Raw genomic sequence first — 11,183 nt, forward strand, 5'->3', positions numbered from 1 at the left:
CGATAACTAAAAATTTAATTGGTGAAAATGTTGATTTAGATAGGTATGTCTAATTCTAGTGTGGGAGATAAAAAAATGACCAGTTTTATCATTCGTCACCAATTAAAATTTTGTCCTTTATGGCTTCGTCGTCTCAGTGATTTTAACCACATTCGACAGACTTCTGCTCGTATTACTTTTAACGCACTAGATTGCTAGGCACCGTAAAATAATTGAAGTCGCTACACGGGCTGTGCCTTATATTAACCACTTTGTAAGCGATGGTGTAAGCCTTTTAACCGTATGAATACGTCTTTTTCATAATCGTGCCATCCTAAATTATCAACGCCCTACTCGCTTTTTTATTAAGATGATAAACGATTTTTGTAATAAATGAAGGCTAATATGGTGCATCAAATTGCTGAATTTTAGCGATTTACTTCGTTTTACCGCTCGCCCTAGTCTATCGAGGTAGCAATTCTTCCAAGCTCTGTGTCATGAGCTTACTCCTGCTGAATAACTTTCTCTGTGTCAAACTCCCTTCATTCCACATTATCTGCCACCCGATACTATCAAGGATTCAACTGTTTCTTCACAACTATGAGTTTATCTGACTTCCACTGGGCTATATTCATTGGCTACGCCTATCGGCTTCCCAATAAAGTGTTTGCATATATAAACAGCTGAGTGAATCTCCCGAGTTCCGCATAAAAAACATCATTACATGCACAAGGTCTATGACTGTGAAGCTTTGCGAGATAACTTACCTGTTGCGTGGTATCTCATCATATTACCTCCCCTTTCACCCAACAAAGTCTGCACGTTTGACGATTATTTCGCAGCTCAATACTCGGCCTATAACTTCCCCTGTCAACGCTTAACTCGATACCTTACGATGCAAAACCCATGACTCGGGATCTTGTCGACTTGCTAAGCCTTACCAAGTAGAGGGATTACACCTCCAATCTTCTACCGATTTAGCTTGGCCACTGGGTGTCTATAGTTGCCTTGTGAACTTACCAATAAATATTATGCATTAAAACAATAATTTAAATAATAATTAATCAAACTAGTTGACAAAGCATTATCTAACGGCTAGATTACTGGTGTCGATTCGATACCAGTATAGCTTTTTATCTACTATTAACAATGACGAGGTAACTATGGCTAACATCAATACAGTGGAAATATCAGGTGCATCTGCCGAGCAAAAAAAATTATTTGATGATATCAAGGGAGCATTTGGTGTTGTCCCCAATATGTTTAAGACGATTGGTCACTCGGCCGCAGCATTAGAAAGCATGTGGACCTCTTTCGGTGCGCTGGGTAAAGGCTTAATAAGTCCTGCTTTAGGAGAGCAGATAGCAGTTTTGGTTGCCGATATAAATCGCTGTGAGTATTGCTTATCCGCTCATACTGCATTAGGGCAAAAAACCTGTGTATCCGAAGAAAAAATGGCGTTAGCACAACGAGGAAAGTCTGATGATCTCAAAACTCAATCAGCGTTAACATTTGCAAAAAAATTAATAACGAAGCATGGAAAAATCGAAAAAAATGACATCGAATTGGTCAGGCAAGCGGGATTCTCTGATTCAGAAATTAGCGAAATATTAGCACATGTAGCCTTAAATATTTTCACTAACTATACCAATGTGGCTTTTGATGTAGAAATTGATTTCCCGAAAGTACCTTTAAGTGACTAATGAATAAAGTTACTGATGATGGGGGTTAATAAACATCCCCATCTATCGATTGTAAACCGAATAAATAGCACTGCCAATAAAAGAGGAATTACATTATGCAAGTTCATGTATACGATACCCATGTAACAACAGCTGACGAGAAGCACCTACATTTTGATGTATTAGTGGATGATGACAATAAAGATAAGGTTCAGCAATATGTATTAGAACACCTTGCATCGAAAGAAATCACCCCGAAACAAATTAAACACGATCGTTGCCAGTTTTGTCATTCAGAGATCGCTAATCCACAAGTAAGAGCCTCAATTGAAGCCAAGGGCTACTATATTATCTCACTTTCAGAACATTAAGGAGTTACTATAGATCAGCTGTGATAAGCATGCTTTAATTGAAATCGCTTATTTATACTATATAAAAGTTCAACTCACTCAAAAGTAATGTGCTGAAACTGGGTATATATTAGTTTTCATTCAAGGTGTGAGCGTTATGTTAGCAAAAGTTATTTTCATGACAGTTTCAACCTTGAATGCCTTAGTTAACGCCTCGTTTACCTATTGTATTTAGCCCATACCGATAAACAGTATGAGAACAAGAGAAGATTTTCAGATGAATAATAAATCTAATAAGGAAAAGGCGCTGCCTGAATTTAAACCGATGCTGGTGCAGTAGCGACATGACCTTCATGCTTATCCTGATACTGCATTTGAAGAGCAACGTATAAAGGAGGAGGAACAGGTAAAAAAATAGGGAACAAATCGATTGCTTCATAATACTATTCATTAACAATTCTATTTTTTATAACATTTTCTATCTGTTGCTTTAAGTTGCCTAATTTGGTGAGTTAATCAAGCTCACTAAGCCCGTGACCAAAATTAAAAAAAGTGGTGATGTTCACAGGCCGCGCGTCCAAAATCTCTTGGCATAAATACATAGCGACTTTTCTACCCACCTTTCTCTTATCCGGCCCTTTTATTACCTTCCTCAAATCAGTTCCCGAGGTAGCATAAACATCAGCCAAAACGTCAGTAATAACTGCCATAGTCAATTCTGGTTTTAATAAATGATTTTTAATCTCTTTTGAAAATTCTGGTAACAAATTTTCATAGACCCACTTTTTATAAACGTCCGTTGCTAATATAGCAGGCTAATACCCTTTAATATAAAACTTCTCAATATCAGGGTCATTACCTCCGCATTGTCATCAGTTAATAAATGCAAAGTGTTATAGCCGGAAAACCATACTACATTTTTCCTAAATGGCTATTCATTCACGATAGATGATTCACAAAAACCAAAGTGCGCTTCCTTTTTAAATTAGTTTACTAGCATGTAAAGAAATCAATACTTAACCACCTAAGGGCGCAATATATAAATAGTGTATTAATATTTAAAAATGATAAAATTCGCTTATTTATTATTGCATTTTGTACTTAAATCTTTACATTTTTATCATATACTAATTTAACATATTGTTTTTTAAAACAAACTATTAGTTAATATTATTGCATTGGACAATTGTAAAGTAATTGAGTTATAAAAGATCATGTTTAAACACCTTGGGATTTAAAATGTATTTAAAAAGAATAATAATACCAATACTACTCGCCTATTCATTTTCATCAAATGCAAAAATTGATGATGATATGAATATCACACAAATTCATCAGAAAATGCAGCAAAAAAAACTGACTAGCCAAGAACTTGTTTTATTTTATTTAAATCGAATAAGCAAATATGATGATAATGGCATTAAGTTAAATGCAGTTGTTCAAATCAATGAAAAAGCACTATTACAAGCAAAAGACTTAGATGATTATTATATTAAACATGGAAAAAAAGGCCCTTTACATGGCATACCCATTTTATTAAAAGATAATATTGATACAGCAGATGGCATGGCAAATACGGCGGGATCTTATGCATTAGCAAATAACTACCCAAGTAAAAACGCATTTTTAGTTGAAAAACTAATTGAAGATGGCGCCATTATTTTAGGTAAAACTAATTTAAGTGAGTGGGCTAACTTTCGCTCTACAAGTGCATCAAGTGGTTGGAGTGGTTTATACGGGCAAAGCAAAAACCCGTACGACCCAACAACAAATCCTTGTGGTTCAAGCTCAGGTTCTGGCATTGCGATAGCTGCTAATTTTGCAACATTAGCGATAGGGACTGAAACTGACGGTTCAGTAACTTGCCCTTCAGCTGTTAATGGTGTGGTTGGCTTTAAACCTACAATTGGCACAATCAGTCGACAGGGTATTATTCCTATTTCTCACAGCCAAGATACCGCAGGCACTATGACACGTAGCGTAACTGATGCCGTTATCATGCTAAATACTTTAGTTGCCAAAGATGAATCTGATACTGGTAGCATTGCCTCTAATATTGATTACTTATCCCATCTAAAAATCAAAGGCCTAAAAGGAAAACGTATCGGCATTGCACGAAATTTAATGGGTTATCACAAAAAGTTAGACCGTATTTTTGAGCGAGCGGTTGCTGATTTATCTGCACAAGGGGCCATCATTATTGATAATGCTAACATAGAAACATATGGCCAATGGAATGGTCCTGAATTTGAAGTACTTTTATATGAATTCAAACATGGTTTAAATGCCTATTTAAAGAAAACTCAAGGAGATTCTCCTAAATCCCTAGAAGCACTGATTGCCTATAATTTAGAACATAAAACAAAAGAGATGCCATATTTTGAACAAGAGCTATTTGAAATGGCACAAGCTAAAGGAGAGTTAACTGATAAACAGTATTTAGATGCCTTAACGAATAGTAAATTGTTGACTCAAGAAAAAGGTATTGATTTAGTATTAAACAAACATAATCTTGATTTAATCATTGCGCCAACATCACAGCCGGCTTGGAAAACGGATTGGATCACAGGAGATCATTTCTTAGGCTCTGCTGCTTCAGCAGCTGCAGTATCAGGCTATCCTCATATAACAGTGCCTATGGGCTATGTTCATGGTTTACCTGTGGGTATTTCCATGTTTGGCGCAAAATTATCAGAAGGGACTTTAATAGAAGCCGCATATGGCTTTGAACAAGCGACACTTCACCGACAACCACCAAAACTTTAAATTATAATCAATAAAAAAGCTGATAATACCCTATAATACATGCGTAATGATTATCAGCTTTTTTTATTCAATTACATTTTTCATTTTTGCTTTAAAGCCGCCACAGCTAAGCCAGACGTAATAAAGGTAAATCCTGCTCCCATATTTAAAACATTAATCACTTTTGGCTTTTGTTTTAACCAATTTGAAAGCTTATACCCATGATACCTCAGAATTCGCGATTTCAGCGAGAATTAAACAGGGTTTAGGTAAGGCATTAATTGAAGATAATGGTTGCTCCCTTATCAAAATTAATAACGCAGCATAAACCCTGTTTAAACTCGCCGAGACGGAGCTTCTGAGCAAGCACTCTTAATCGTTGTGTTAGTTTGAAAGGTGTCAACATTCCTGCATCAATACGCCATGAATTGGGCTCGCTCAGATAGCTCTGAAACATGCATTTTGAAGTAACATGGGTATATATGAAAACACACCCATCAATGAGAAACTAGCAGCCGTTAACAATGCAAACCATAACCCATAAGCCAACATTTGCATGGTTGCGATAAAAGCAATTTCAGAGATTTGTATTAATAAAGTTAAACCAAAGGTTGCCATGAGAATATGAAATAAAATGCCCGCTCCCGATGCTGCACCTAAAATACAGGCAGCTAACTTTTTTTAGCTTAATCCGCGCCCTATCGCTAAAATATTATCTGGGCCAAGAGATATCACTAATGATAAACACGCTAATGTATAAGTCATCCAAACTTCCATGGAGAACATAACAACTCCTTACTTTTATTTTATAATATCGTTTGTATAATCTCGTAGCCTTGCGTAATAAAGCTGATGTGAGGTTATTAACATCGCTATATCCATTAAAAATAACTGCAACAAGTCACTATTTAACTTTTATTGAATACGCCTTTAGCTAAACCCCTTGTAAACTGTTAGAATGCGCGCCACTTAAAATTGTGGTGTCGAAAACATCACCAAATATGGATCACATCATGTCTAAATTTTTTTTCAGCGGTAGACCCGATATTATGGGCAAAAATAACCTAGGTACTTATAAACCCAAGCCTACTATTAAACTAGGTACAGAATCGAACCCATTAACGCTAAGCGTACAATCAGAAGAACGTGAAGCACAAGTAGAAGAAATCGTTCAAGAGAACAATTTTTTCGCTAATATTACTGTGAACTCAGAGATAGAAGAAAACATTAAAGAGCTTAATGCAGTTTTAAATATACCTAAAACGCAAGTATTTGAAAAAACACCAAACAGAAATGAACCTTGTTCATGTGGTAGTGGTAAAAAATATAAAAAATGTTGCAGTTAATAAAATAATTTATAAGTCATTTTTTTGAAAGTGAGTACCTACATCCATTGCACCTTTTTATTTAATATCAAAAAATCTAACACATGTCTATTTAGGAGTAATTAATGGCAAAAGTATTATGTTTTGGTGATTCTAATACGTGGGGCGCTACACCCAATACTCAGTCAAGATATGATGATAATGAGCGATGGACTGCTCTTTTAACAACGGCTTTAGCTGATATCCATGAAGTGATTGAGTCAGGCCAACCTAATCGCACTATCGTTAATAACCCGCCATTTTCAGGAGCTAAAACTGGGCCTCAATACTTAGTACCTTTGCTCGAATTACATTCACCTAACTTAGTTATTATTATGTTAGGAACCAATGACCTCAAAAATAAGTTTTCTCTTACACCAGAGCAGATCAGCCAAGCTGCATATACCTTAATTAAGCAAATACAAAACTTTAAAAACACAACAAACACTTCACCTAAAGTACTTTTATTATGCCCTCCCCCTATTTATGAAGTTGGCTGCTACAGCAATATTTATAAAAATGGCCACGAAAAATCTAAAGTATTATCAAAATATTATTTAGAGATATGCAAACAACTAAATTGCCATTTTTTTGATGTTGCTACAGTTGTAACAGCTTGCAAAGAAGAGGGCATTCATTGGCCAGTGAAACAACATCAAAATTTAGCTGAAGCACTCATTCCAATAATTAAAAAGATATTACTTTAGCCTTAGTCGCTCATATTAACCTGACGAGTATGATTGTAATTGAGACATAATTAAATAGATCAACAATGAACTCATAGCTGCAATGCACATTCTATTTATATAATTTAAATTATATTATTTTCATATACTTATAACAACTACATTGAAGACAGTACTTTGCAGTGTAGGCATTGAAAAAGTAGAAGCATAACGAAGGTAAACGAGTCATTTATTGGCGACCAATGCGCCCAACTGAATCATATCGCGTGAAGTTATTTTTGAGCGTTCATCCGCTTTTGACAAGCCACTAAGGTCACTTCGACAACTATAAACATCTGTCCCTATCTTATATAAAAATTCATTTTTGATAAAAGCTTGAATTTGATCTATGCCTTTAAACTGGCTGGTATTTGTCCCGAATTCCTTTATCTGTTCATCACTAAAGTAAAATCCCGAACGCATTGTCATTGCCTGATGAAGAGTTATATTTTCTATATCATTGACAAGCTTTTTTGGGTTTAAGTCTTTCAGAAAGCTGACCAGAGGTTTATCCAGAACAACCATGTAAGATATCCTAGTTACATTGCACAATCAACAAGCAGGTTTCTTAGATATTTAGTAACTGAAGATTGCATATGAGGCAAATTGACGCGTCCGCGCAAATAATAATATTCAAAAATTAGCTTGCCATGTCCGGCGCTAAGTAGGCTATCGTATTTACCATGCTTTTAATCCTAATAGCCTGCTATTACTCAATCAAGCGCCTTGTTCTTGAAAATTTGTCCTTATTAAAATTTGATCACTAACTTACTTGTATTGGTATTATTGATATCTACGATTTTTTCAACCGTAAAGCTGCTAAAGCCACATAAAAAACGCGGCGAATAAACTTCTGAACTTTAAAGTAGTGCCAAAACGATATTTTCAGTTTCCGACATTTATTCTTAAAACTGGAAAATATACCTCGACATTGTCGCCCTCGCTCACTTCGAGCCCCTGCGTTGATTCTTCGTCAGTTTACATGCTCTCAGAGGTCTTTTTTACTACCATTGGTGTGAAGTGGTATAACTGATGAAGCATGTAAACTAATAAAATGATTCAGCTATTGTATAACTTGTTAATTTACCCATCGATTTAAACCCTAGTTTTTCATACATATGTAAACCGGCTTGAGATGCTTGTAAACTTACAAATTGACACTTTTGGCTCACGGCTTGCGCTAATATATGCTCCATTAATGCTAAAGCAATGCCCATTTTACGAAAATCAGGTGCTGTACCTAATTGATGAATTCCTAAAGTATCACCAGTTTTGTAACTAATTGCAGTGCCCGCAACTTCTCCTGCTATCAAATAAGAAAAAATACTCGCATTTGAATTGTTCAATAAACTTTGAATGACAGAAGTATCAATTTCATAACCAAAAGCTACACTACAAGCCTTTACCCAATGACTAATATCATCACCAACTGACAACTTAACAATGTTTGGATAGGTTTGTCCGCTTGTCGAATTTACAGCTTGGTCTAACTTTAAATTCATTATCACCAGCTGGTTTTTAATAGCCAAGCCCAGTCGCTTTGGTTCTGCTAAATCAATAATCGTACTTACAACTTTATTTAAAGGCAATGTCGCAGCAGAAATCGTATCTGGTAAATTAAAGTCTGCTTGCCAGTACTTATTAGGCCAGCTTTGATGGGTAAACATTTCATGACTTTCATCAGCCTTAAGTGCCTGCCAAAAATGATTAAGGTTGTTTAAATTCTCATTGAATGAAAACGCCATAATTTACTCCTTGTTAATTAATATAATACTTAAAATTTAAAATAATGTGCCCGTAGCTTTAGTGGCTGAAATAACTTTATGAGGGCTATTAAAAAATCCAAAATGACTAATAGTCATGGCTACAATAATCTGGCCGCCTAATGCATAACTCATTACATTTCCAACGCCCATTTTAGGGATCAAAAAGTAAAAACTTGCGACACCAATCACACTAAAAACACATGACATCCATAAAAACCAAGGTACTTGATTTATCGTTTCTTTCATTGAACTTATCAATGATTTTTCTTCGACTGTCACTTCTATAGTTGAGCCAAAATAAAGCGTGATACCCGCAACCAAGACAAAACTTGAAAAAAATGCATAGCTTGTTGCAAGTAAACTGTTATTAAAAACTTGCCCTAATTGCGAATTCATTGCAGCCTGTATCGCAATACAAGCTCCAGCAATAAAAGCCAAAATTGCAAATAAATTCATAACGAAACCACTAGGTCGTTATAACTTAAGCGTGTTTTAGCACGACTTGCAGCGTGATCATCTTGATCGCGAATACCTACTGGACATAAAATCGCTGCGCTTAAACCTTTATCATTCAAACCTAAAGCCTGGTTAATACCATTTACATCAAACCCAGTCATCGGGCATGTATCTATTTTACTCACTGCTGCATGAGTTAATAAAGTGCCTAAAGCGATATAACACTGCTGCTGAGCCCAGTTATTTTGCTGCTCAGTTGTACGTACTAATAAATCTGATTCAATTTGATTTTGATAATCATTAAGCGCATTTAAAGGCTTATTTTGATCTATTGAGACTGATTCTATAAATAATGAAATATCATGATGTGTAATGTGTTTTTTATGCGCTAAAACCAATAAATGTGAACAATTAGCGACTTTATCTTGCCCATAACTATGAGGTAAACACGCCTTTTTAACTTTAGGGTCTGTTACAACAATCAACTGATATGGTTGAATACCATAAGCCGAAGGCGCTAAACGTACACTTTCGACTAAGTCATTGATTTGCATTTGAGTAAGCGTACTTTGACTAAATTTTTTAACGGCATACCGCCAATTAAGTGCATCAATTACTGACATTATGTTATCTCCTAGTTGGTATGCGAGTAGTCTAAGTAATCACGCTTTTTCATTCCTTTACATATGTTGATAAATACTCAATGTATTAAATATTTTTTTTAATGCGACTTAATTGTGTAGGCGTGATCCCTAAATAACTAGCAATATGATATTGAGGTAAACGGGCTAAAATAGCTTTAAAGTCCTCTAAAAACTTCTCATAGCGCGTTTTTGCTTCATATTGTAAATAACCAATTTCTTTAGATTCTTTTTCTAATAGCCAATGTTTTTCCAAGTAATTAATATGAAACTTCATTAAATCTTGATGAATGAATAAAGCTTTTCTGAATTTCTGATAATTTATTTCTATTATTTCACACTCTTCTAGTGCTTGAACTTCTAACGTACTCGCTTCACTATTCAATAATGTACTCATGCTACCTGGAAAACGCCCCTCAGCAAAAAAGTTTTTATTAAATTCACTGCCAGACTTATCAATCACATAAGCACGCATCAAGCCTTTATGAATAAAAGCAAAACTTGTTGGTAAGCTACCGATTGAATATAGGATCTGACCTTTGACTAATTTTTTTTTCGAGCAGCAAGCTTGGTATGCTTGCCATGCATCACTAGGAAGAAACTGATAATGATTAAGTGTTTTTTGAAGGTGATAAAATGCAGCGGTCATTAATTTATAATTATTTAAATTGAATAGTATATTTATACCATTAATAATTAACTTTAATAATTAACTTTAATAAGAGGGTTACGAGATATGCCATTGTCTATATCAGCAGATGTTAATTTTATTGCACGATCTGGTGTTGCTGTAATAAATGGCTTAGTTATATTGGCTTTTATTCGAGCGCTTTGTAAAGAACGCGGTGAATTATTCTCATCTATGATAGATGATGTAATATAAGGCATAGACCTGTATTAATGGCAGCATTAGGGGCCAGTTTAGGCTTTGTACCTATGGCACTCAATATTGGTACAGGTGCTGAAGTGCAACGTGCTTTAGCTACCGTTGTCATAGTCGGTATTATTTAATTTTTCCTATTATTTTCTTAAATGACTGTTTGCTTATCTAATCCGGTTTGTAAGTCATATCGCCTTTTTCTACAGCGGGAATCACTTGTAATTTAAAACCTAATGAATAATCACGTTTATTACACGTAGTGTTTGATTTGTTCATAATATATCCTAAATGTGTAAACACATTTAGGACAAGACAAAGCTTAAAAAAAGACTGTATGACTTTCGCGATACAAACTTATACATTTTGTTCCTAATCTATCAGAATTAATTCACTTTAAACTGATTTAAATTATGTAATAAAGACTGGCTTTCGTCTTTTAACCCTCCACAGGCAGTACTTGATTCATTCATTAACTCAGACGTACTAGTAGAAAAGTCTTTCGTTGTCACTAAGTTTCTTGAAATATCATCTAAAACTAGAGATTGCTGTGATGTACCTTCTGCTATTTGTAACACGGCTAGCGCATTTTAACCCC

Annotated in this window: 12 protein-coding genes and 1 pseudogene; 6 read left to right on the forward strand and 7 right to left on the reverse strand. The window is 35.1% G+C overall.

Going from position 1 to position 11,183, the window contains the following annotated elements; all coding sequences use genetic code 11:
- Positions 1–1,142: 1,142 nt before the first annotated feature.
- Together CJF42_RS23175 and CJF42_RS23180 are read left to right on the forward strand one after the other, a co-directional pair.
- A complete protein-coding gene (locus CJF42_RS23175; protein WP_095368929.1) occupies positions 1,143–1,682 on the forward strand; it encodes a carboxymuconolactone decarboxylase family protein in 540 nt (179 codons plus the stop codon).
- A 95-nt stretch (positions 1,683–1,777) separates the two neighbouring features.
- Entirely contained in the window at positions 1,778–2,032 is a 255-nt protein-coding gene (locus CJF42_RS23180; RefSeq protein ID WP_095368930.1) for a DUF2024 family protein, read from the forward strand.
- A gap of 491 nt (positions 2,033–2,523) precedes the next feature.
- Here CJF42_RS23180 and CJF42_RS23185 read toward each other — a convergent pair whose 3' ends face one another.
- Positions 2,524–2,778, reverse strand: a complete 255-nt coding sequence (locus CJF42_RS23185) for a hypothetical protein (protein WP_141235639.1) — start codon at positions 2,776–2,778, stop codon at positions 2,524–2,526.
- A 472-nt stretch (positions 2,779–3,250) separates the two neighbouring features.
- Between CJF42_RS23185 and CJF42_RS23190 the strand changes: the two genes are divergently transcribed.
- From CJF42_RS23190 to CJF42_RS23210, 3 genes are all read left to right on the forward strand, one after another.
- Complete coding sequence (locus CJF42_RS23190; protein ID WP_095368932.1) at positions 3,251–4,777, forward strand: amidase; 1,527 nt, start codon at positions 3,251–3,253, stop codon at positions 4,775–4,777.
- A gap of 992 nt (positions 4,778–5,769) precedes the next feature.
- On the forward strand, positions 5,770–6,102 hold the full coding sequence (locus CJF42_RS23205; protein WP_095368933.1) for a PBPRA1643 family SWIM/SEC-C metal-binding motif protein: 333 nt from the start codon (positions 5,770–5,772) through the stop codon (positions 6,100–6,102).
- Between the two features lie 104 nt (positions 6,103–6,206).
- Positions 6,207–6,827: an SGNH/GDSL hydrolase family protein gene (locus tag CJF42_RS23210; RefSeq protein ID WP_095368934.1), complete on the forward strand. Its 621-nt coding sequence runs from the start codon at positions 6,207–6,209 to the stop codon at positions 6,825–6,827.
- A gap of 204 nt (positions 6,828–7,031) precedes the next feature.
- Here the strand turns inward: CJF42_RS23210 and CJF42_RS23215 are convergent, their stop codons facing one another.
- The 5 genes from CJF42_RS23215 to CJF42_RS23235 form a co-directional block, all read right to left on the reverse strand.
- Positions 7,032–7,370: a serine hydrolase domain-containing protein gene (locus CJF42_RS23215; protein ID WP_095368935.1), complete on the reverse strand. Its 339-nt coding sequence runs from the start codon at positions 7,368–7,370 to the stop codon at positions 7,032–7,034.
- A gap of 521 nt (positions 7,371–7,891) precedes the next feature.
- Positions 7,892–8,590, reverse strand: a complete 699-nt coding sequence (locus CJF42_RS23220) for a GNAT family N-acetyltransferase (RefSeq protein ID WP_095368936.1) — start codon at positions 8,588–8,590, stop codon at positions 7,892–7,894.
- Positions 8,591–8,626: 36 nt separating this feature from the next.
- On the reverse strand, positions 8,627–9,067 hold the full coding sequence (locus CJF42_RS23225; RefSeq protein WP_095368937.1) for a DMT family transporter: 441 nt from the start codon (positions 9,065–9,067) through the stop codon (positions 8,627–8,629).
- Positions 9,064–9,690 (reverse strand): NAD(P)H-dependent oxidoreductase, encoded by a 627-nt coding sequence (locus tag CJF42_RS23230; RefSeq protein WP_095368938.1) that lies wholly within the window; start codon positions 9,688–9,690, stop codon positions 9,064–9,066. The genes CJF42_RS23225 and CJF42_RS23230 overlap by 4 nt, the downstream gene beginning before the upstream one ends.
- An 85-nt stretch (positions 9,691–9,775) precedes the next feature.
- Positions 9,776–10,357, reverse strand: a complete 582-nt coding sequence (locus CJF42_RS23235) for a Crp/Fnr family transcriptional regulator (RefSeq protein WP_095368939.1) — start codon at positions 10,355–10,357, stop codon at positions 9,776–9,778.
- A gap of 78 nt (positions 10,358–10,435) precedes the next feature.
- Between CJF42_RS23235 and CJF42_RS23240 the strand changes: the two are divergent.
- A pseudogene (locus CJF42_RS23240) lies at positions 10,436–10,716 on the forward strand (efflux RND transporter permease subunit); the annotation flags it as partial.
- A gap of 255 nt (positions 10,717–10,971) precedes the next feature.
- Here the strand turns inward: CJF42_RS23240 and CJF42_RS23245 are convergent.
- Positions 10,972–11,163 (reverse strand): methyl-accepting chemotaxis protein, encoded by a 192-nt coding sequence (locus CJF42_RS23245; protein ID WP_095368940.1) that lies wholly within the window; start codon positions 11,161–11,163, stop codon positions 10,972–10,974.
- Positions 11,164–11,183: the final 20 nt, after the last annotated feature.

The sequence above is a fragment of the Pseudoalteromonas sp. NBT06-2 genome (genome assembly GCF_002276045.1).
GTDB lineage: Bacteria > Pseudomonadota > Gammaproteobacteria > Enterobacterales > Alteromonadaceae > Pseudoalteromonas.

What these genes read in the sequence shown, in the direction of transcription:
- CJF42_RS23180 (WP_095368930.1), top strand. Translation starts at nt 1,778, where the DNA reads ATGCAAGTTCATGTATACGATACCCATGTAACAACAGCTGACGAGAAG.
- CJF42_RS23235 (WP_095368939.1), bottom strand. Translation starts at nt 10,357, where the DNA reads ATGACCGCTGCATTTTATCACCTTCAAAAAACACTTAATCATTATCAG.
- CJF42_RS23205 (WP_095368933.1), top strand. Translation starts at nt 5,770, where the DNA reads ATGTCTAAATTTTTTTTCAGCGGTAGACCCGATATTATGGGCAAAAAT.
- CJF42_RS23210 (WP_095368934.1), top strand. Translation starts at nt 6,207, where the DNA reads ATGGCAAAAGTATTATGTTTTGGTGATTCTAATACGTGGGGCGCTACA.
- CJF42_RS23220 (WP_095368936.1), bottom strand. Translation starts at nt 8,590, where the DNA reads ATGGCGTTTTCATTCAATGAGAATTTAAACAACCTTAATCATTTTTGG.
- CJF42_RS23190 (WP_095368932.1), top strand. Translation starts at nt 3,251, where the DNA reads ATGTATTTAAAAAGAATAATAATACCAATACTACTCGCCTATTCATTT.
- CJF42_RS23215 (WP_095368935.1), bottom strand. Translation starts at nt 7,370, where the DNA reads ATGGTTGTTCTGGATAAACCTCTGGTCAGCTTTCTGAAAGACTTAAAC.
- CJF42_RS23230 (WP_095368938.1), bottom strand. Translation starts at nt 9,690, where the DNA reads ATGTCAGTAATTGATGCACTTAATTGGCGGTATGCCGTTAAAAAATTT.
- CJF42_RS23175 (WP_095368929.1), top strand. Translation starts at nt 1,143, where the DNA reads ATGGCTAACATCAATACAGTGGAAATATCAGGTGCATCTGCCGAGCAA.
- CJF42_RS23225 (WP_095368937.1), bottom strand. Translation starts at nt 9,067, where the DNA reads ATGAATTTATTTGCAATTTTGGCTTTTATTGCTGGAGCTTGTATTGCG.